General features: G+C 69.3%; 16 protein-coding genes. 5 read left to right on the top strand and 11 right to left on the bottom strand.

Annotated elements, in window-relative coordinates; translation table 11 throughout:
• Positions 1–34: 34 nt before the first annotated feature.
• The 3 genes from AWQ71_RS24820 (at position 35) to AWQ71_RS24830 (ending at position 4,925) form a co-directional block, all read left to right on the top strand.
• A complete protein-coding gene (locus AWQ71_RS24820) occupies positions 35–979 on the top strand; it encodes a helix-turn-helix transcriptional regulator (protein WP_067137249.1) in 945 nt (314 codons plus the stop codon).
• Positions 980–1,200: 221 nt separating this feature from the next.
• On the top strand, positions 1,201–3,066 hold the full coding sequence (locus AWQ71_RS24825; RefSeq protein ID WP_157570545.1) for an ABC transporter ATP-binding protein: 1,866 nt from the start codon (positions 1,201–1,203) through the stop codon (positions 3,064–3,066).
• A complete protein-coding gene (locus AWQ71_RS24830) occupies positions 3,063–4,925 on the top strand; it encodes an ABC transporter ATP-binding protein (RefSeq protein WP_067137252.1) in 1,863 nt (620 codons plus the stop codon). Before AWQ71_RS24825 ends, AWQ71_RS24830 begins: the two co-directional genes overlap by 4 nt.
• Before the next feature lie 22 nt (positions 4,926–4,947).
• Here the strand turns inward: AWQ71_RS24830 and AWQ71_RS24835 are convergent, their stop codons facing one another.
• Together AWQ71_RS24835 and AWQ71_RS24840 are read right to left on the bottom strand one after the other, a co-directional pair.
• Positions 4,948–5,865 (bottom strand): universal stress protein, encoded by a 918-nt coding sequence (locus tag AWQ71_RS24835; protein ID WP_169806621.1) that lies wholly within the window; start codon positions 5,863–5,865, stop codon positions 4,948–4,950.
• A gap of 275 nt (positions 5,866–6,140) precedes the next feature.
• On the bottom strand, positions 6,141–7,022 hold the full coding sequence (locus AWQ71_RS24840; protein ID WP_067137254.1) for a universal stress protein: 882 nt from the start codon (positions 7,020–7,022) through the stop codon (positions 6,141–6,143).
• Positions 7,023–7,409: 387 nt separating this feature from the next.
• On the opposite strand from AWQ71_RS24840, the gene AWQ71_RS24845 reads away from it, so the two are divergent.
• Positions 7,410–8,312 carry a universal stress protein gene (locus tag AWQ71_RS24845; RefSeq protein ID WP_067137256.1) on the top strand — a complete coding sequence of 301 codons (903 nt, stop codon included), beginning with the start codon at positions 7,410–7,412 and terminating at the stop codon, positions 8,310–8,312.
• A 460-nt stretch (positions 8,313–8,772) separates the two neighbouring features.
• Entirely contained in the window at positions 8,773–9,546 is a 774-nt protein-coding gene (locus tag AWQ71_RS24850; protein ID WP_067137258.1) for a PspA/IM30 family protein, read from the top strand.
• Between the two features lie 193 nt (positions 9,547–9,739).
• Here the strand turns inward: AWQ71_RS24850 and AWQ71_RS24855 are convergent, their stop codons facing one another.
• The 9 genes from AWQ71_RS24855 to AWQ71_RS24895 all read right to left on the bottom strand — a co-directional run bounded on the left by AWQ71_RS24855 (position 9,740) and on the right by AWQ71_RS24895 (position 21,398).
• Positions 9,740–10,183, bottom strand: a complete 444-nt coding sequence (locus AWQ71_RS24855; protein ID WP_067137260.1) for a MerR family transcriptional regulator — start codon at positions 10,181–10,183, stop codon at positions 9,740–9,742.
• Positions 10,180–10,512: a hypothetical protein gene (locus AWQ71_RS24860; RefSeq protein WP_067137263.1), complete on the bottom strand. Its 333-nt coding sequence runs from the start codon at positions 10,510–10,512 to the stop codon at positions 10,180–10,182. The genes AWQ71_RS24855 and AWQ71_RS24860 overlap by 4 nt, the downstream gene beginning before the upstream one ends.
• Before the next feature lie 158 nt (positions 10,513–10,670).
• A complete protein-coding gene (locus AWQ71_RS24865) occupies positions 10,671–12,524 on the bottom strand; it encodes a DUF5107 domain-containing protein (RefSeq protein WP_067137265.1) in 1,854 nt (617 codons plus the stop codon).
• A complete protein-coding gene (locus AWQ71_RS24870) occupies positions 12,521–16,216 on the bottom strand; it encodes a carbohydrate-binding protein (protein ID WP_067137267.1) in 3,696 nt (1,231 codons plus the stop codon). Before AWQ71_RS24870 ends, AWQ71_RS24865 begins: the two co-directional genes overlap by 4 nt.
• A complete protein-coding gene (locus AWQ71_RS24875; protein WP_067137269.1) occupies positions 16,213–17,241 on the bottom strand; it encodes a Gfo/Idh/MocA family protein in 1,029 nt (342 codons plus the stop codon). The genes AWQ71_RS24870 and AWQ71_RS24875 overlap by 4 nt, the downstream gene beginning before the upstream one ends.
• The gene (locus AWQ71_RS24880; protein WP_067137271.1) at positions 17,238–18,224 is read right to left on the bottom strand and encodes a Gfo/Idh/MocA family protein; all 987 of its coding nucleotides are present in this window, start codon (positions 18,222–18,224) and stop codon (positions 17,238–17,240) included. Before AWQ71_RS24880 ends, AWQ71_RS24875 begins: the two co-directional genes overlap by 4 nt.
• 32 nt (positions 18,225–18,256) lie before the next feature.
• Entirely contained in the window at positions 18,257–19,144 is an 888-nt protein-coding gene (locus tag AWQ71_RS24885) for a carbohydrate ABC transporter permease (protein ID WP_067137273.1), read from the bottom strand.
• The gene (locus AWQ71_RS24890) at positions 19,141–20,100 is read right to left on the bottom strand and encodes a carbohydrate ABC transporter permease (protein WP_067137274.1); all 960 of its coding nucleotides are present in this window, start codon (positions 20,098–20,100) and stop codon (positions 19,141–19,143) included. The genes AWQ71_RS24885 and AWQ71_RS24890 overlap by 4 nt, the downstream gene beginning before the upstream one ends.
• Positions 20,100–21,398, bottom strand: a complete 1,299-nt coding sequence (locus AWQ71_RS24895; RefSeq protein WP_067137276.1) for an ABC transporter substrate-binding protein — start codon at positions 21,396–21,398, stop codon at positions 20,100–20,102. The genes AWQ71_RS24890 and AWQ71_RS24895 overlap by 1 nt, the downstream gene beginning before the upstream one ends.
• Between the last annotated feature and the right edge of the window lie 55 nt (positions 21,399–21,453).

The raw sequence follows: 21,453 nt of genomic DNA on the forward strand, positions 1-21,453 counted from the left end.
GTGGACGCTTTCTGCCCTCATTAGGATCGCGGCCGTGTCCCGTCCCGTGACCCGCGTCCTGGCACTGCTGGAGATCCTGCAAGAGCGCGGCCTGGTGCCCGCCGACGAACTGGCCCGGCGCCTGGACGTCGACGCCCGCGCCGTCCGCCGCTATATCACCGCCCTGCGCGACATGGACATCCCCGTCGAGTCCGTCCGCGGACGCTACGGCGGCTACCGGCTGGCCCACGGCGTACGCCTGCCGCCCCTGATGCTCACCGACGACGAAGCGGTCGCCGTCGCGGTCGCGCTGGCCGGCGGCAAGGATCAGCGGGCGGGCGAACCCGACCCGGCCGACCGGGCGCTGGTCAAGCTCAACCGCGTCCTGCCCGCGTCGCTGCGCCGGCGCGTCACCGCGTTGGTCGCCGCCACTTCGGCGACGGCGGGTCCGCTGACCCCCGAACCACACCTGGCGCTGACGCTGGCCGCGGCCGTCCACGCCCGTCACACCGTCCGGATCGAGCACACCCGCGGCGCACGCGAAGTGGACCCGTACGGGCTCGTCGTGCACGCACGCCGCTGGTACCTGGTCGGACACGACCATCTCCGCGCCGCCATCCGCATGTACCGCCTGGACAGGATCAGCGGGGCCACCGAACTGCTCGGCCGGTTCGCTCCGCCCGAAGGTTTCGACCCCGTCGCCCATGTGCTGCGCACGTTGACGCTCGGCGCCTGGACCCACCGCACCGAGGTGTGGCTCGACACCGACCTGCGGACCGCCCGCGACCAGCTGCCGGCCACCTTCGGCGACCTGCACGCCTGCCCCGGCGGCGGCGTGCTCCTGGTCAGCGGCGCGGAGAACCTGCCGGCCATGGCGCGCATCCTCGCCGGCCTGCCCTGGCCGTTCACCGTGCGCAGTCCGCCCGCGCTGGTCGCGGCGCTCGCCGAGCACGTCACCGCGCTCACCCTGGCTGTCGCCCGCTCTCAGGTCGCACCGTAGTCGTCATCGTGCGGGCGGTGCCCGGAAAGTCCGTTGACCCCAGACCTCTGATTTGATCAGATCAGATCTGATCTTGCTGGTGACCGGCTTCTGGTCGCATGTCGATCATGACGAATTCTGGGTGATCGTCGTTGGGCGCCGCGAACTCGGTCAACGACACGACCCGTCCGCCGGGTCTTGACGGGGTGGCGGTGGAGCCGGCCACCCATGGGAGAACCGCCGTGGCGAACGAGAACACGATGGCGCCGGACGGCCTGGTTGATCCGCGATTCGTGCTCGGCGCGTTCCGCCCGTCCGCACTTCGCGAAATGGCCGCCGAGCGGGTCAAGCTGCTCCGATTGTTGCGGCACGCGGGCGGCGGGACGGTCGCGGCGCTGGTCGCTCCGCAAGCGGTCAGCGTGGCGACGACCGCGTTGAGCGCCGTCTCGACGGGTTGGCTGGTCGGGGCGGTCGGATCCGCTCATCGGTTCACCGATGTGCTGGGACCGCTCCTGGTGCTGGTGGGGATTGTCCTGATCGACCGCATGGCTCAGGTCGTGCTGGCGCTGCCCTCCGCCGTCGCGGCGCGTCGCGTGGACGGAGCGGTGCGCTCAATGGTGCGCGAGATCGCCCTGGCGCCGGAGGGAATCGGCCACCTCGACGATGCGGAGTTCCGTGACGACGTCGAGCGCGCCTGCGACCTCGGACTCGGCTGGCGGACCCGATCTCCCGGCAACGCGGCGGTCGGCCAGCTGACGCTCCTCTTCCAGGTCGTCGCCGGGCTGGCGGCGGCCGCGGTCATCGCCGTACACTTCCCGCTGCTCGCGGCCGGCCTGCTCGTGCTGTCTCTGCTGATGCGGATGCTCACCCGCCGGCAGTGGATGTGGATGTCGGCCATGAGCGACGTCCGGATGAGCGAGCACCGCAAGGCGCAGTATTTCGCCGGGCTGCTCGGCGAGGCCGCACCGGCCAAGGACGTGCGGTTGTTCGGGCTGGCGGATTGGCTGCTCACCCGGTTTCGAGACGCGCAGCTCACGGCGCATCGTCCGTTGTGGGAGGTCCGTACGTTCGTGCTGCGGCGTCAGGGCCTGACGTTCACCATCGCGGCCGCCAGCGCCGCCGTCACATTGATCGTGCTCGGCGCTTCGGGGCAGAGCCCTGCGACGGTGGCGCGCTGCATGGTCGCCGCCTGGGCCGTGATGGGCCTGTCCTGGCTCGGTCAGGAGGCGTTCGACATCGACTACGGCGTGGCGACCGTACGCGCTCTCGATCGGGTCACCTCCCGGCACCTGCCGCCGGCACGCGACTCCGGCTGCCCTGCCTCGACCGGTCGACCGCCGCACGTGCGCTTCGAGAACGTCACCTTCACCTACCGGGGAGCCGACCGCCCCGTTCTGGACGACCTCTCGTTGGAGGTTTCGCCCGGCGAGACGTTGGCCGTCGTCGGCATCAACGGCGCGGGCAAGACGACCCTGATGAAGCTGCTGGCCGGGCTCTACCATCCCGATTCCGGGCGAATCACGATCGACGGTGCCGACCTTCGTGAGCTCGACCTTCAGGCGTGGCGTGCCCGGATGACCGCACTGTTCCAGGACTTCGTCCACTACGGGACGACCGTCGCCGACAACGTGGCCTTCTCGGCACCCGAACACCTCAGCGACGTCGCCGGCATCAACGCCGCGATCGCGGCGGCCGGCGCCGAGCAGTTCATCGCCGAGCTGCCCGATGGGATCGACACCGCGCTGTGGCACGGCGGTGAGCACGGCGTCGGCCTGTCCGGCGGGCAATGGCAGAAGCTGGCGATCGCCCGTGCGTTGTTCGCCGCGGCTCACGCACGTGACGTGCTCGTCCTCGATGAGCCGACCGCCCATCTCGACGTCGAAGCGGAGCAGGAGTTCAACGACCGGGTGACCGCCGGGGCCGGCGGGGCGTCGATCGTCCTGATCTCCCACCGGCTGTCCAACGTCCGCGGCACGGATCGGATCGTCGTGCTCGACGGCGGCCGGATCACCGAGTCCGGCACACACGAGCAGCTGATGGACGCGGACGGCGGCTACGCCGCGCTGTTCCGCTTGCAGGCCGCACGATTCGCGAAGGCAGAGGCATGATCCGCCGGACAAGGCAGACCATCGCGCTGATCCGCCATCTTGCCGGGCTGTCATGGCAGGTCAGCCGGGCAGGATCGATCGTCACCGCGGTGGTGTTCTTCGGTGTGGCGTTCGGCGGCGCGGGCGTGGCCCAGAGCCAGCGGTGGGTCATCGACGGACTGCGCCGGCATGCCCACGACCCCGGCCTGACCTGGCTGATCGTTCCGGTGATCGTCGTCGCGTTCGCGCATGCCGCGTCGACCATCGCCACCCGCGTCGCGGCGCACCTACGCGTGAATCTGGTGCAGAAGGTCGAGGTGGAACTGTCGCAGGAGGTCCTCGGCTACGTGGCGCGCGTCCCCACGATCGAGCACCTCGAGCGCGCCGACTACCTCAACCGCGTCTATCTCGCCGCCAAGGGCAGCGCGGCGCTGGCCTCCTACGGTTGGTCGATCGCGGAAACCGGCACCTGCGTGCTGATGATCGGCCTGAACGTCTGGCTGCTCGTACTCGTGCACCCGGCCCTGCTGCTGCTCGGGCTGACCACGCTTCCGCTGCTGCTGCTCGCGAGTCGCGGACAGTCCGCACTGCGCCGGGTCAATGACGCGTGCGCCGAGACGACCCGGCTCGAATCGAACCTGCACGGCCTGTGTCTCGACCCGGACGCCGCCAAGGAAATCCGGATCAGCGAGTCAGGGCCCGAACTGTCGGCCCGGGCCTCCCGGCTGTGGCGTGAGGTCACCGGCGCCCAACGCAAGGCGCTGATCCGCGGCGCCCTCCTGGAGGCGGGGGGCTGGCTGTGCTACCTGCTCGGCCTGGCCGGCGGGTTGGCGCTGGTCGCCAACGAGGTGATCGCGGGGCGGATCGGGACGGGTGCGCTGGTGCTCGTCGTTTCCCTGGCCGCCCAGCTGCGCCTGCAGCTGTGGGCGTTGCGCGACAACTACGGCAGAGCAGCCGAGGCGGGACGCGCCGCGGTCCACTTCCTCTGGCTACGCGACTATGCGGCGACGTTCGATGACATCGCGACGCGCGCGCCCGAACGGCTCGCCGACGGCATCACGCTGGAGAACGTCGCGTTCGGCTACGCGGAGGGCGACGCGCCGGTGCTGCGTTCGCTCAGCACGCATCTGCCCGCCGGATCGGTCGTCGGACTGGTCGGCATCAACGGCGCGGGCAAGTCAACGCTCGTGAAGCTCCTGACCGGTCTCTACCAGCCCACATCCGGGCGGATTCTCGTCGACGGGCAGCCGTTGAACGACCTCGATCCGCGCTCGTGGGCGGCCGCGTCGTGCGGCGTGTTCCAGGACTTCGCCCGCTTGCAACTGCCCGTACGGGAGTCTGTCGGCGTGGGCGACCTCTCGGCGCTCGATGACACGCACGCGATCACCCGCGCGATTGAAGCCGCAGGCGCGGCGAAGCTCGTCGGCAGACTGCCCGACGGCCTCGACACCCAGCTCGGCACGATCTTCGGCGGCGTCGACCTGTCCGGAGGACAGTGGCAGCGGCTCGCTCTCGCGCGCGGGATGATGCGCACCGCACCGCTGCTGCTCATTCTCGACGAACCCACGGCAGCGCTCGACCCCCAGGCGGAACACGACCTGTTCGAGAACTTCGCGCACCACGCACGCGAAGCCGCCGCTCGAACAGGCGCGGTCACCGTTCTCGTATCGCACCGGTTCTCAACGGTGAGCATGACCGACCACGTGCTCGTCATCGCGAACGGCGGGATCATCGAGTCGGGCAGCCACGAAGACCTGCTCGAATCAGGCGGCCGCTACTCGGAGCTCTACGCGGCGCAGGCGGAGGCCTACGGCGTACAAGTAGGAAAGGACGCTGTGCCCTTGAGTGGCCTCGGTTCCGGAAAGGAGCCCGTGCCGTAGAGGTCAGCCCGCGGAGGCTACATCACTGTCCCGCGGTCGACGTCGTCTGGGGACCGCGTACGACGGCCACCGGCCCTTTTGCATGGTGGAGGACGGCATGGCTGATCGAGCCGAGGCGGAGCCCAGGGAAACCGCCGCGCCCTCGGGCACCGACGACGAGGAGTTCCGCGTTGCCGGAAGCGTCGACCAGAGTCGGCACAGGAGCGCCTTCGACCACCTGCTCGACGACTGGGACGTCGGGATACTCGGTCTTCCATCCCGCCAGGGACTCCGAGAGGAGCCTGGCACCTTCCTGTTCGACCGCCGTCGTGTCGTAGCGGGCGGCGCACATCTCCGGTGGGTAAGCCGGGTGATCCCAGGCGTGGATGGCGCGCAGGCCGACCGAACGCAGGGACGACTCCTCGAACGCGAAGCCCACGGCCTCGATGGAGGCCGCAGAACCGTCAATGCCGACGACGATCCCCGACCGGCCGGGTCGGGTGTCGGATTCCTGGGGCACGATGACGACGGGGCACGAGGCGTGTTCCGCCGCTTGGCGGCTCACCGAGCCGAGCAGCAGCCGAGGAAACGCCCCGGTTCCCAGCGGACCCAGCACCAGTAGGGCGGCGTCGGCCGCCTCCTGGAGGAGCGTGGCGGGGATGGGGCCGATGCCGAGCCGGCAACTGACGTCGACGGACGCGAAGGTCCGGGCGCGTTCCTCGGCGATCTCAAGGACCTCCAGCCCCGCAGCCTGCGGCCGTGGGGCCTCCAAGCCTGGTTCCCGGATCGCGATGCTGTACTCCCAGCGGACCGCGATGTGCACGATGCGCAACGGCAGGCGTCTGCGCCCGGCTTCGGCGGCGGCCCAGTCCACAGCGCGTAGAGCTTGTGCCGATCCGTCCACGCCGACCACGATGGGCTTGGCCAGACGCGGGCCGGCATCATTACGGTCAGCGGACACCCCGTCCTCCTCACACAGGAGAGGCTCGTGACGCCGCCGCGCGCCAGAGGGCCATCGGAGTGTTCGCGCGACAGCTGGAACCAGATATCGGCTGGTGATTCCCGATTCCCCTGCCCACAATCAGCTCCCCCAGTACTCGCTAACCGGCAGCGCGGCGCCTGAACGAACGCCCGCCATGGCGTCGGACGTCCTTGCCCTCCTCGCAGACTCGACGGTTTCGTGCCGTCAGTGCACCGCCTCAGTGAATGCGCCTTGGCGGTATGCCTTCCCGCGGATCATGCCGGAGTCGTGGTGTCCGCTGCGGGTGGGTGACGCACCACCGCGACAGGGCATCGGGCATGGTGCAGGACGCCGCGGCTCACGGAGCCGAGAACCGCCGAGCCGACCGCGCCGCGCCCGCGGGAGCCGACCACGAGCAGGGCCGCATCCCTGGACGCCTCGACCAGCGCCGTGACGGGATGATCGTGGATCACCTTGACCTCTGCGGGTACGTCCGGGTACGTCGCCCGCCAGGTGGCGAGCACGTCCCTTACGAGCCGATCCCGCATCCGCTGCACGTCTTCGGAATCGCGGACGAACCAGCCGCTGGAGATCTCCGAAGGCAGCTGCCATCCGTACACGGCACGTAGCGGGCAACCCAGCAGCCGCGCCTGCTCGAACGCGTAGCCGAGCGCGGGCTCGCACTCGGCCGATCCGTCGATGCCGACGACCACCTCAGCACGTATCGGCGTGTAGTCAGGGCGCACCACGACGACAGGCGCGGCCGCGTGGCCGGCGACGTACGCGCTCACCGAGCCGAGCAACATCCCGACGAAACCGCCTCGGCCGCGGCCGCCGACCACAAGCTCGGCGGCCTGAGCGGACTGAGCAGCCAGGACGCGCCCGGGGGGCCCGTCGAGCAGTGCGACAGATGTGTCCATATCGGGGTGCCGGGCCCACGCGAGCCGTTCGGCCTCCTCGAGGAACCAGCGGCCCGCGCGCGTCAGGGCGTCCTCCAGCCCGGGAACCACGTGCGTCGCTCCGACGTACGGCAGGTGATAGACGGCGTGCACCACTTTCAGCGGCAGCTCCTTGCGCACCGCTTCGTCGGCCGCCCACTCCACAGCGGCTGCCGCGGACGGCGAGCCGTCAGCGCCGACAACGATCGGGTTGGCCATCAGCTATGCCCCAGTGCCTCGGAAACCAGAGGGCATAGGGATGATGTCCCACGATCGGCATGCACATCCGATGAGGCACACAAATTCTCGCGCGCGTTCAGGGATTTAATTAATGCCTTCCCGCGCCCCTATTTGTCGCCCTATTCTTTGCCTTTCTCTTATGTTGCCGACGATCCAGTTCACATGGTGCCGGGCACGTAGGGATCGACCACTGCGTTCAAATGCACGGCTGAACGTACATGGCGTGACAAGGTTGCGAGCCGTACAGGTCATCGCGGCGGCCACCAGGCCGGATGTCTGTAGATCGAAGATCCCCCAGATGATGGGCTCCATGCCCCGCCCTCCCACCCTGCTGAACCACGACGCGACCGTAAGGAGGAGGCAGCGATGAGCGAAGATGACCAGACGCGTCCCGTCCTGGTGGGATATGACGGATCACCGGCCAGCGAACTCGCACTGCGCTGGGCAGTGGAAGAAGCTCGGCTTCGTCGCCTGCCTCTCACCGTCTGCCACGTTTGGCACTGGCCCTATCCCCACCGCCCGCCAGAAGAGGACACGCTCAACACCTTGAGGAGCATCGGCGCGGCCGTGGCCGACGAAGGCGTACGCAAGGCCCGTTCGCTCGCCGAAGGCCTGGAGGTGCGCTGCAGCCTGAAACAGGGTTCGGCCTCCGGCGTGCTGCTGGAAACGTCCCGCGACGCCAGCCTGATCGTGCTCGGCGCGCGCGGGCACAGCGGATTCGACGACGTCACGGTGGGATCCACCGCGGTACAGGTGCCCGCCCGCGCCGATCGCCCGGTCATCGTCATACGGTCGGGCCCGCCGCCTGCTCAGCGGAACGGGGGGCGGATCGTGGTCGGCGTGGACGGCTCATCGGCAAGCGAGACAGCCCTCGGGTTCGCCTTCGAAGAAGCCGAACTGCGTGACGCGCGCGTGGAAGCCGTATGCGGCTGGTGGGACTTCGCCGCGCTCCCCGGGCCGGATCAGGTTCCCTTCATCGATCCCGAGTCGCTGAGACAGGAAGCGAGCGCGCGATTCGAGCGGGCTGTCGCACCGTGGAAGTCCAAGCACCCCAAGGTCCCGGTCGAGACAAAGTTCGTCGTCGAGGCCCCACGGCGCGCTCTGGTCAAGGCCGCAGAGGATGCGGCCCTGCTCGTGGTCGGCAACCGCGGGATCGGCTCCGCACCCAAGATGCTCCTCGGACCCGTGACCCAGGCCGCACTGCACGAGGCACCCTGCCCGGTAGCGGTGGTGCCCGCACGGCAGGCCGGGCGCTCTTCGGATACCTGACCTGGCGCTTCCGTTCGCAATGCCGGTCGCGAGACTCATACCGTGCCCCGGCGGCGTGCGGGCATGAGCACCTCGGCGCTGCCGCGGGCGTACCAGGACGAGCTGGAGGTGCCGGCGGGCTCCGGGGCGCGATGCGAGTCGCGAAGATCGTCGCAGCGCTGAGGTTGCCGATGGGTCGACCAAGGTCGAGGACATGCTCGTGCGGCTGGACGCCGCCCACGCACAGACGAGGAAACATAGGTGAGGAATAGGAATAAATGGGCAGAGAACGCTGGGCTCGCAGGTCGGTGTCACGGCTTGCGCCTACCGCGAGCTGGTCGGCCCCTGGGCCAAGCGGGCGTGGTCGTCGCGGCACTCGGCCCGAGCGCCGGCGGCGGCACCCGCGTCGCCCTCTTCTCGGGGGCGAGCGGTAGCCGACAAGCCAGTTGAGAAACCGCCGGTCCGAGTAGGAGGAACTGGGATGGGTCTGTCCCGCCGCATCGCGGCCCTGTTTCGTACCAAGGTGGACAAAGCGCTGGACAGCGCGGAAGATCCCCGGGAGATGCTCGACTACTCCTACTCGCAACAGCTGGAGCTGTTGAACAAAGTTCGCCGGGGTCTGGCCGACGTGGCCACAAGTCGCAAGCGCGTCGAGCTGCAACTGACCGAGATGCAGGACTCCGCCACCAAGCTGGAGGCGCAGGCGCAACAGGCGCTGTCCGCGGGGAGGGAGGAGATCGCTCGCACGGCGTTGACCCGTCGCGCGGCTGCCTTGTCCCAGCTGAGCGACCTGCAGAACCAGCGCACCTCGCTCCAGGCCGAGGAGGAACGGCTCACGCTGGCGAGCCAGCGACTGCAGGCCAAGGTGGAGGCGTTCCGCACACACAAAGAGATGGTCAAAGCGAGCTACACCGCGGCGGAGGCGCGGACCCGGATCAGCGAATCCGTCACCGGCATCTCGGAGGAGATGGGAGACATCGGACTGGCCATCCAGCGCGCCCAAGACAAAACCGCTCAGCTGGAGGCCCGCGCCGGAGCTCTGGACGAACTCCTCGCCTCCGGCGTCCTGGAGGACGCCACACAGCTCGCCGGACATGACGAACTGCAGACACAGTTGGCGGAGATCTCCACGCAAGGCGACATCGACGAGCAGCTCGCCGAGATGAAGCGGCAGCTGGAGGCGGCGCCCGCCCCGTCGGCCCCCTCCGACAAACCGGTCACAGATGAGCAGGCGGGCGGTAGGGACAACCCCTGATCGGGAGCTGAGGAGTGCGCCATGCGGAGACAGCGCCTGGCCCTTTTCGCGATCGCGCCGGTGATTGCAGCGATGGCCGTCCGGCGGGGGCGCCGCTGCCACCGCACTCATCGTGGTGCTGGTGCTGGGCTACCCGATCTTGATGCTGTTCATGACACGGTCGATGAAGGACCGGCGCCTACGCCCACCGCGATCACTTGACGTCGACATGCCGCTCCCCTCCCGCCGGCTCCGAGAACGGCAACGGACAACACGGACTGCCCGCGCACGCCACCAGGTCATCGCACCCGGCATCCAGCGCCTGGATCAGCGTTTGACGGATCGCCTCAAGGTCGGCGATCTTCCGTTCCACCTCGGCGAGCTTGGCCGTGGCCCTCACCTGCAAGCCCTTGTCGCGGCCGTGACGATGCGAAGCGGCCTCAACCAGGTCGGCGACCTCGTCCAGCGTGAAGCCCAGCCGTTGCGCCGCCTTGATCACCCGAAGAACGGTCACCGTCTCCCGCGGATACAGCCGGTGCCCCCCATTGCTTCGCTGCGGCTCCTCCAGCAGCCCGCGCCGGTGGTAATAGCGCAGGGTTTGAACGTTGACCCCGGCCGCCTCGGCGACCTCTCCGGTACGTAACCACCCAGCAGTCACGACGCCACCTGGGGAGCCGCCGCCATCGCCCGAGCCGCCAGCCCGTCCAGCACCCGGGTATGCACGGCCGGCACCTCGATATCCAGGGCCAGCCCGTCGGCCCCCGGTGTCAGGCCGAAGGAGAAGAACGAACAGCAGCTCGTCTCACGAGCCGTCAAGTCACGTACGGTCTCCTCCACCTGCGCCCCACCGTCCAGCATGAGCCGTAGATGAGTCGGCCCCACTCGCTCCACGCCGTACAAAGCGAAGGCGAACAGCTCGTCGAACTCCGCCACCCGCAACGGCCGCTCCTCGGTCGGAAGAGTGCATTCCGCCGGCGCCCACTCCATGAGACCTCCAGGTGCCACGCCGCTCGTCTCTCACCAGAGCGGCCTACAGCCCGACGGTAAGCCCGTACCGGGGTACCGGATGCAACCCGGTGCCCTGATGCCGAAAACCGGCTCGGCGGCTGTGGGGCTCCGCGCGGTAGAGCCCCACAGCCGCCGACTCATGCGGGTTCGAACATGCGGAAGTCATATCCGGGTGGGACGGGCTCGCCGGGGTGCACGGCCAGCCAGAGCCGGTCGAGGGAGACCTCTCCCTCGCGGATGTCGTCGACGCGGATGCCCTCCGCCAGCAGGCGGCGGAGGCGGTCGTCGTCGCCGGTCGCGTGCGCGGCTCTGGCCTCAGCCAGCCGGATCCGGCCGTGGTCGCGGTACGGCAGCGTCTCGATCAGGGCGAGTACCGCTTCGCACCGCCCGGACACGAGCAGGGCGTCGAGGGCCTCGACGGCCAGTTCCTGCATGTCGGGGCGCAGCCGGTGCGCTTCGAGCATGAGGTCGGCCGCCTCCTCCGGCGACGAGGCGAGGAAGGCCAGGACGCGCAGCGCCCATGGGGTCCTCTGCGCGCCGACGGAGAGCTCGCAGGCGTCGCGGGCCGCGTCGTCCTCACCGTCGGCCAGGCGCATCAGGCCCAGGTGGTAGTACGCGTGCCAGTCGTCCGCACTCTTCTCCAGCGACTCCCGCCAGCGTCGGCCGGTGATCGGGGGCGCGGGCGGGTCGCAGACCGGCAGGCGGCCGGTGGAGAGCAACTCCTGCCAGGGTGCCTGTTCGGGGCCCGGTGGCGGGAAGCCGGCGAATCCCTCGAGGCCGCCCCAGCCGGAGCCTTCGGCGAGCCACTCCTCGGGTGGCCCGAAAGCCGCCGCCTCCCTGAGCGCCTCGTCCAGCCGCGAGGGAGGAACGAGCCGTTCCAGGGCCTCGGCCGTCGCCTGGCAGGCCTCCTGCCAGCTCCCGTGTACGGCCGGCGCGTCGACATCGAGCCGGCCGTACGCCTCGGCCCAGGACCAGGTCGCGCCGCCGGGCAGCGGCAGGTGCTCCAGCTGGGTCCTGGCGAGTCCGGCCTGGATCTCCAGGTACGGCGAGCCGGGGCCGGACAGCCACTCCTGCCAGTGCCGGCCGCCGGTCGTGGTCCCCCAGCAGAAGATCTTGCGGCCACGCAGCCTGTCCGTGGAGGTCTGGACGAGCCCCGACCCGGCTCCGTCCAGGGCCGCGATCCAGCGACGCTCCCCTTCGGGCAGGTCCAGGAAGTAGTCGGCCGCCTGGACGGCACTCGCCGGGTAGCTGCGGTCGGCGCCGTCCGACTCGGGGAAATTCACCTGCCGCAGATCGCTCACGTAGTCGAAGTGGAAAGCGCGCTCGGCGGGGCAGAGCACCCGGACCCCCGCGGTCTCCGGCACGGCGATGTTGGACCACCAGTAGACCGGCGTGACCTGGTCAGAGGGGTTGTGGATGGACACGTGCACGTAGAGCACCGGTGACCCGGCGGGCAACCAGGCGTCGATCCGCACGATCAGCCGCCGGAGCCGCTCGAACTCGAACATCCGCAGCACCGGTGTCCCGTCGGCGGCGGTCACCCGGACCGCGTGCAGCGGCTCGCAGGTCAGCGGCCAGTGCCCGGTCGTGCCCAGGTTCCACTCCACCCCGCCGGCGACCCACGCGTCCCGCAGCGCGAGGTTGGCAGGCTGCAGGATCGGGTTGCGGTGCAGCAGTTCTCTGCCGCTGGGCCGGTGGACGAGGGACCACAGGCGCCCGCCGTACCCCGGCAGGAACGTCGCGGTGAGCAGGTCGTTCTCCAGGACCACCGTGGGCAGGTCCCGCTCGGTGCGCTCGCGGTCATATCCCCACTGCCGGGTGTACGGCACGAGCGAGCGCGGCCGGCCGTAGGCCAGGTTCCGGCGCATCTCGTCGTCGACGCCCACGCCGTCCCCGGTGACGGGGCGCACGCCGGACAGGATCGGCAGCACTCCGGAGACCGGGTCGGCGGCTCCGTCGACCCGGAGCTTTCCCTTCCGCAAGGAGGTCATATCGTGACCTCCGCCGTCAGCCCGAGCGACAGCGCCGTACCGCCCGGCAGCACCGGCCGTACCGTGAACGTGTGCGTCGAGCCCGGCACGAGCGAGTCGATCTTCGCCTTCGTCTTGTTCGCCGCGACCCGGGCGACCTCGGTGTCACCGTCGAAGACGGCGTAGCCGGTCGCGATCACCGACCTGGGCCAGTCGAGCTTCACCGACGTCTGTTTCGTCTTGACGGCGAGCTCGGCGCCGTCGGCCCACGGGCGCGGCACCTCGACGACGAAGGCGTCCACGATGGCGATCCGTCCGGTGTCGGCGGCGCTCTGCTTGTTCACGACGCGGATCGTGTGCTCGCCCAGCTTGAGGCCGCTCGCCCGGAACACCCGCTGCTGCCCCTGGCGGACCGGGCCGTAGCAGTCCGCCGAGGCCCGCAGCTCTCCGTCGATGTAGAGGTCGACGACCCCCATGTCGGTGTAGCGCTCGGTGAGGAAGCTGATGCCGGTGCCGGTGAAGGTGAGCTCGGCGTAGTCGCCCTTCTCGGTGGAGTAGTGCACGTCGTCGCCGTAGTCGCCGAGGCCGCGGCCCCGGTCCACGCCGAAGGCGCCGGAGTACTTCACCCGCTGGTCGTCGTCGTTGACGTAGGTGAGGAGCAGCGCGGGGTCGGTGACGGTCAGCGGGTAGCTGTCCGAGAGGCCGTCGTAGATCGCCGTGACGGTCGTCGAGCCCCAGGCCGCCGCCTTCACCACGCCGTGCGCGTCGACGGTGGCGACCGACGGGTCTGAGCTCACGTAGATGACGCCGTCGGAGACGGGGGTGCGGCTGCCGTCGGCGTTCACGGCCTCGGTGGTGATCGTGGCGGTGTCACCCGCCTTGAGCGCGGTGGCGCCGGTCGCGATGATCGCCTTGGTCGCGGCGGTGCCCGCGGTGACGGTGAACGCGTCGAGCAGCAGGCCCGCCCCCTCGGCGACGATCCGGAAGGTGTGCACGCCCGCGGTGAGCTTCACCCAGGTACCGACGGTCGTGAAGTGGCCGTCACCGCCGGTGTCCGGCACGTGCACCGGGTACCGGTCGCCGTCGACCTCGAAGCGGAAGGAGGTGGCCTTGTCGGACGCGGCGGTGAACTCGACCCGGTAGAGCCCGGTGTGCGGTGCGAAGACGTTCTCGTAGCGCAGGTAGTCGCCCTCGTCGACGTGGCCGACCGCCCGCACAGGGCCGTCGGCGCCCTTGTACGTGCCGACGACGACCCCGGTGTCAGCGCCCTTCCAGGCCCATTCCTGGCCCAGGTTCCACTGCATGGTGTAGTGCTCCGCCTCGATCGTCTGCTTGGCGGCGCCCTGCAGGTCGAGGCGCATCCGGTTCCACACGATGTTCGAGTGGGCCTCGGTCCACACAACCTTGATCGAATGGGTGCCGGCGGTCAGCGGGATGACGAAGTCCTCGGTCCGGATCCGGTTGACCCCGCCCGTGTCGCGCAGGCTCAGTTCGCCCGAGACGTCAGCCCCGTCGACCTCGACCCGGAACTTCAGCGGGTCGGCGTTGACGGTGGAGTACTGGAACTGCAGGAGGTAGTCGCCGCTCGCGGGGACCTTGACCTCGTCGTACCGCAGCCAGTCGCCGGTGTCGATGACGGAGACGCCGAGGGTGCCATCGTCATTGACCGCGTCATCCGCGGCGAGCCAGACCCCCTCCTGCGCCGTGGGCTTCTCGGCCTGGATCGTGATCGACTCGGGCCGCTCGTGCGTGAACCGCATCCAGTTCATGAAGAACCAGCGGCCGTCCTCGCGGGTGATCCGGATCGTGTGGCGGCCCTCGGTGAGGGTGAGCTCGCGCTCGACGGTCCGGTAGACGTTGTATCCGCCGGAGTCCGGCACGACGATCGACCCCAGCGCGTCCTGGCCGTCGACCTCCACCCGGAAGCGGTTGCCCTGCTCCGACGACACGCGGAACTCGGCCCGGTAGGTCCCGCTCGCAGGCACCACGACGTTGTCGTATTCGGCCCACTCACCGGCCTCGTCCATGTAGACCGAGCCGAAGCCGCCCTCGGGCGGCGCCTCGACGCCGTACGCGCCCTTGGCTTCGGTGTAGTCCTCATTTTCGACCTTGAACTGGATGAGCGGCGCCGCGAGCGGTGCCGGAGGCGTGACATCAGGTACGACCTTGATCGTGCCGATCGGGTACACCTTGCCCACGCCGTCCGGCATGGCCAGCTCGATGCGCGGCTTGCCGTCGGCGCCGAGCATCGCGATGCCGAGGTCGTAGGTTCCGGCAGGGACGCCGGCGGGCAGCCTGAACACCGACCGCAGTTCGCGCACGTCCCCCTTGAACCACTTCGTCTGGTCAAGCGAGGCGTCGGTGCCGCGCCACACCACCTCGCCCGTGGCGTGGTCGGTGAAGCGCACCTCGAGCGGGTATTTCCGCGGGCTGAAGCCGACGCCGTTGTTGGTCCAGGTGTGGGCGAGCGTGAACTCGCCGCCGGCCGCGACCTGGGAGTCGTAGGTCGCTCTCGGCATGAGGAACCGGTAGCCGGAGTAGCGCCCGAGCATCGTGAACCACTCGCCGTACGCGTCCATCATCGGCCGCCACTGCGCGAAACTCGTGTTGTTGATGCCCTGCAGGTTCGAGTGGTAGGCCTCCAGCGCGTTCTTGACGACGAGCCGCGGGTTGTTCAGCATGATCCCGCTGTCCCAGCCCGACCCCTCCGAGACCTGGATGAGGTCACGGCGGAGCTTGCGGTTGATCCACACGCTCTCGCTACCGGTTCCGTACTGCATCCACGGGAACGCGCTGTTCACGGTGTCGGACCGCAGACCCCAGTTCTCGTTACGGGCGGCCTGGTCGTAGCCGAACGCGACGTACCGCTTGGCCTGGGTGTCGGCGTCGGGGTCGTTCGCGACCACGTCCGCGCCGGGGTTCGGCATCATGACCATCGTGTGGGTGAAGGCCTCGGCGTAGATGTCGATGATCGTGCGCAGCGTCGCCGAGCGGGTGGCGTTGTCGGGCCACGGGAAGTTCATCGCGTCGTCCCAGCCCGACCACTCGCCGAACAGCGCGAAGGCGCGCAGGTCGACCCAGGCCATCCCCGGGTTCGTGTCGTAGCGGGCCGCGAAGGCGCCGACGGCCTCCTTGAGCTCGGCGAGGTAGATCGGGTCGTAGTAGATCGGCTGCCGCGACTTGTAGACCGTGTTGTACGGCGCGAGCCGGAATTTCGCGCCGAGCTTGTCGAAGAGCCAGGCGGGCGGGTACTCGTAGGCGAAGACGCTCGGGTCGTTCTTGATGTCGGGCGCCTCGGACATGAGGAGCTGGAACTCGACGGTCTTGCCCTGCTCGACGATGCGCTTCATGAACGCGTCCAGGCGATCCCAGGTGAAGGCGTCGTCGTCGGGCTCGAAGTCGGCCCACGCGATCTGCAGCCGCACGATGTCCGCCTCGGCGGGGATCTTCTCCTTGCCTTCGATGAACGCGGTGATCGCGGGATCGTCGGTGAAGGTCCAGCCGCGTTCGCCCGCGGGCTTGGGCGAGTTGATGTCGAAGGCGGTGCCGGTGTACGGGTTGCCGTGCAGCACCTCGTGCGTGTCGGTGAAGGTCACGGTCGTGCGGGGACTCGGGGTCTCGGCGGCGGTCTCGGCGGCGGCGTGAACGGGCAGGATGGCCAAGGCCGCGGTGACCGCGACGGACAGGGCGACGCCGAGCAGGCCGCGGGTCATCGGTTCTCCATCTCAAGGCACACGGGGGCCGTCTCGGTCAGCGACCGATACGCCGCCTCGACGAGCGCGACGGTGCGGTAGCCCGCCATCGCGTCAGGCTGGCGAGCCTCGCCGGTGCGCACCGCGTCGAGGAAGGCGCGGATCAGCAGGTCGTCGAGCGGCGCGCCGTAACCGGACGCGACCGCGCCATGGCTGTTCCAGCCGGTGAGGACGTCGGCGAAGGGCGCGATCTCGGCCACACCCTCGGTGCCGACGACGGTCAGCGTGACCAGGTCGCCGGCGTTGGGCCGACCGGGCGGGCGCGACCAAGAGCAGTCGATCGACGCGATGGTGCCGTCGCGGTAACGCAGCGAGACGAGCCCCGCCGTCTCGACCGGTACGGCGGCACCGTCCTTACCCAGGTTCGGGATCGTGTTGGCGATCGCGTACACCTCGACGGGGTCCGCGCCCAGGAGGTCGGCGAGCAGGTCGGCCACGTGTACGACGTGGTCGGTCAGGGCGCCTCCGCCGCTCAGCGACGGATCGACGAACCAACCCCGGGTGGTGGGTACGCCGCCGCAGTTCGTGGCCGCGATGGAGATGATCTGGCCGAGGTCGCCGCGTCGTACCGTCGCGCGCAGTTCGGCGTAGGCGGGGGCGAACCTGACCGGGAACGCCGTCATCAGCACGGTACCCGCGGCGCGTGCGGCGGCGAGCATCTCGGCCGCGTCCGCGAGCGACGTCGCCAGCGGCTTCTCGCAGAGCACGTGCACGCCCTCGGCCGCCGCGCGCACCGCGAGCTCGCGGTGCCTGGCGTTCTCGGCGCAGATCACCACACCGTCCGGCCGCCACGCCCAGAGGTCTTCCTCGGTCTCGAAGTAGCCGACGCCGAGTTCGTCGGCGAGCGCACGGCCGCCGAGCTCCGCGGTGGAGCGGCCGGAATGGCCGACGTCGCACGCCGCGATCTCGATGTCGCCGGCACGTCGCAGCGCGGCGGCGTACTCGGTCGCGTGCAGGTGGGCGAACGAGAGGATTCCGATTCTCATGCGGCAGAAACCTCTTCCATGGTGGGCCGAAGGTCGACGGGCAGGCCACTGGCGGCCGAGCGGGCCACGGCGTCCGCGATGCGCATGGCCTCGAGGCCGTCGAGGGCGGTGACCCTCGGCGCGGCGCCGGTCGCGATGGAGTGGACGAAATCCCCGAGCTCGGCGCGATAGGGGCTGGTGAGAGGAGAGAAGACGGGAAGGAGGTCCCCGCCGGACTCGGCGCGCCCTTGGTAGCGGAAGGTGCGGTGCTCGTCGGAGTCGCCGTGCAGGACGCCGTCGGAGCCCGCGACCTCGAACTGCGTCCGGAACTCGATCGGAGCGGTGGTCCAGGTCGCGGTGAGCACCGAGATCGCGCCCCCGGCATGGGTCAGGAACGCCTGTGTGCTCTGGCTGCCGCCCACGACGTTCGTGCGGGCGAACACCCGCTCGACGTCGCCGCCGATCCAGCGGGCGATGTCGATGTCGTGGATCATGAGATCGAGGAGCACGCCGCCCGAGTGGTTCTCGTCGAGATACCAGCCACTCTGTGGGCTGCGTCCCTGCCGGGTGTGGCGTTGCACGCCGACCCGGCCCACGTCGCCGCGCGCTACCGCGTGCCACAGTTCCTCGTACTCGGCGAAGTACCGTACGACGTGCGCGGGGAAGAGCGGCACCCCGGCCTCGGCGAACCGCGCGACGAGATCCTCCGCCTCCTCAAGGGTGCGGGTCAGGGGTTTCTCGCACACTGTCGGGAGGCGGTGTTCAAGGGCGGCGAGCGCCAGCTCGCGGTGGGTGTGCGTCGGCGTGCAGATGTCGACGATGTCCGCCGCGCCGAACAACGCCTCCAGATCGGCCACGGACCGCCCGCCGCCGTGCCGGCCGATGAGCTGCTCCGCGTCATCGGCGGCAGAGAAGACCACGACGTCGTAGCCGAGGTCCAGCCAGGCCGGTAGATGCGCGTTGGCGATGCCGCCCGCGCCGATGAGTCCGACCGTTCCGTGCATGTGGTGACCATCCGTTTCCGCGCGATTGCCGGTCATTTGCCGATGCCTTGCGTCATGCCGTTCACGATGCGGCGGCCGAACCAGAGGTAGATCGCGATCATCGGGAGCACGACGATGACGACACCGGCGAAAAGCCCACCCCAGTTCGAGGTGTATTGCATGTTGGAGTAGAAGTTGAGCAGCGCGACGTTCAGCGTCTGCATGCGCTGGTTCGGCACCAGCATCAGCACGATCACGGTCTCGTTCCACAGGCTCAGCACGTTCAGCACGGCCACGGTCGTGATGCCGGGCTTGGCGAGCGGGACCATGATCTGCCAGAAGGTCCTGAACGGCGTCGCGCCGTCCAGGGCCGAGGCCTCTTCCAGCTCGCTGGGCAGCGACCGGAAGTAGCCGATGAGCACGAAGACGCTGAACGGCAGGCTCAGCACGACGTAGAAGAGCGCGACGGTGATCCGCGGATCCCAGGCCCCCGTGACCCAGTCGATCATGAACCTCGACAGGCCGACGCTGATGAGCACCATCGGCACGGCGAACGCCTGGAACGGGATGCTCATGCCGATGGCGAAGAAGGTCGCGACCGGACCGCTCGACCGTCCGCCCAGGCGCGCCACCGCGTACGCGGCCGGGATGCTGAGCCCCATGATGAGCGCGACCGAGACGGTCACCAGGATCACCGAATTGAGCGTGGCGGCCCCGAGTCCCGAGGTCGACCAGGCGGTGGCGAAGTTCTCCCACATCCAGGTGTCGGGCATTCCCACGGGGTCGGCGAAGATCGACCGCGAGGTCTTGACCGAGTTCAGCATGACCCAGAGGACCATGGCGACGTTGAAGAGCACCCAGAGCCAGAGACCGGCCCTGATGAGGAGGATCGCCGAGGCGCCGAAGGCCTCGGCCGTACGAAGGCGCGCGGAGCCGGTCATGACCACTCCAGCCGGTCGCGTCGCTGGATGCGGCGGGACAGCACGATCAGCGCGACGGTGATGGCCGTCATGACCACCCCGATGGCGGCCGCCTCGCCGAGCTGGGCCATGCCGCCGACGCGTCCGCCCGTGACCCGCAGGTACTGCTCGACGGCGAGGGTCCTCGCTTCGAGCGGCGGGGTGCCCGCCGTTCCGACGAAGGCGATGATGATCTCGAACGTCTTGATGCCGGCGATCGCCCAGAGGGCCGCCGCGATCGCGATCATGTCTCGCGTCAGCGGGAGGGTGACGTACCTGAACTGCTGGATCAGGCTGGCGCCTTCGATGCGGGCCACCTCGTAGAGGCTCGGGGGGATTCCGTCGACCGCGGACATCACCAGGACGACGTAGAAGCCGGCGGCGCTCCACACGACCCCCACCATGATCACCCGGAAGATGAGCTCGGGTCCGAGCCAGGGCTGGCGCAGCGCGTCCAGTCCGGCCAGCCCGAGGACGCTGTTCACCATGCCCTTCGGGTTGAAGAGGAACGAGACCGCGAGACCGACCGCGATCGGTGAGATCATGAACGGCAGGAAGACGGCCGATCGGATGAAGGCGCCGGCGCGGGCGGTGCGCAGCGCGACCATCGCGGCGACCGCGATGAGGAAGAGCGCCACCCCGACGATCAGCGTCAGCAGGACGGTGTTCAGGAACGACGACAGAAATATCCGGCTCGACAGGAGTTCGGCGTAATTGGCTATGCCGACCCAGGAGAATTCGGTACCCAGCCCTGACCACTCGGCGAAACTGAGGACGACACCGAAGATCGACGGCGCGACGAAGAAGAGCAGGTAGGCGATCAGTGCCGGCAGCAGCAACGGGAGGTACAGCCGGCGGCGCTCGCCGTGCAGAGCGCCGCCGGCGGCCTTCACCCGCCCTCGGCGGGCCGCAGGCCGCGCCCCGATGTCCGCGACCACTACTCTCCCAACTCGGCGGTCTGCGCCTTGCCCTCGGCCAGGAACTTCCCGGCGCCGATCGACCCGCCGATGAGCTTGTCGTCGAGCGGGAGGAAGACGTCGTTGAACCACTTGGGCGCCACCGTGGCGACGCCGTCGAAGTCGAGGCTGACCGCCGTCGCGGTGCGGATCGACTCCTGGATCGAGGTGAGCGCCTCGGGGGCCGGGGAGTCGCTGCGCGACGGGATGTTGTCGGCGTCGGTCGCGATCCGGTCGATGTACTTCTTCTGCATCGCGAACGCCAGGAAGTCGGAGACCGCCTGCTGGCTCTTCGATTTCGGGTTCACTCCCCATCCGAGCGCGCCGATCGTGACCGCCGAGCTCTTCGACGCGTCGACCGGCGGCAACGAGATGATGCGCGCCTGGACCGCCTGAGCGCGGATCGAGGCCGTCTCGCTGCCGAGCCAGGTGCCGTTCAGGTTGAAGGTGTGGTCACCGGCCGCCCACGCGTTCTGCGCGTCGGGGAACTTCGTGGCCATGTAGTCGGGCTGGAAGAGCCCGGCCTTCACGAACGACTCGAGCTCGGTCACGGCCCGCTTCACATCGGGACGGTCCCAGGCGGCGGGGTCCTCGGCGAGCTGGCGCAGCGCGCCGGGGCCTGCCGTCGAGAGCAGCAGTTGGTAGAGCCAGAACGCGTTGTAGGAGTTGACCGTGCCGTCGAGCGCGATCGGCCGGCGACCCGCGTCCTTCTCCTTGCCGGCGACGGTGAGAAAGTCGCGAAAGGTCTTGGGCGGAGTGGTGGCGAAGTCAGGGTAACGAGCGGCGTCGTACCAGAGACCCACGGAGAAGACGCTGTGGGGCACGAACCCGTAGCCCTTGTCGTCACTGATCGCCTGCAGGACGCTCTTCGGCAGGACCTCCTCGATCGTGGCGTTCTCGCCGGGGATCTTGGCCTTGAAGACGGCCGACATGTCGCCGAGCGCGCCGGCGGCGCGGAACTCGGCGGTGTGGTCGATCGCCGTGTCGAAGAAGTCGGGTCCCTCGCCGGTCGCGATCGCGTTCTTGATCTGCTCTTCCTCGGCCTTGCCGAGCCACTGCACGTCGACCTTGACCCCGGTCTCCTTGGTGAAGTCGGCGATGACGTTCTCGAAGAGCGTGGCCTGCGGGGTGCCCTTGGCCCACTTCCCCCAGTAGACCAGGGGTTTTGCCTTCGGGTCGGACGAGACGTCCGAGGACGCGCCGCCTTGGATCTTCGTGCCACACGCGCTCAGGACAAGGAGCGCGCTGACGACGGCCGCGACGCGGATGCTGTTGCGCATTGCTGTTCCCTTCTTGGGGCAGGCGTCTACGGAGTGCCGTGCGACGCGAGGCGAG

This window comes from Microtetraspora malaysiensis (assembly GCF_001528665.1).
GTDB classification, from domain to species: domain Bacteria; phylum Actinomycetota; class Actinomycetes; order Streptosporangiales; family Streptosporangiaceae; genus Microtetraspora_A; species Microtetraspora_A malaysiensis.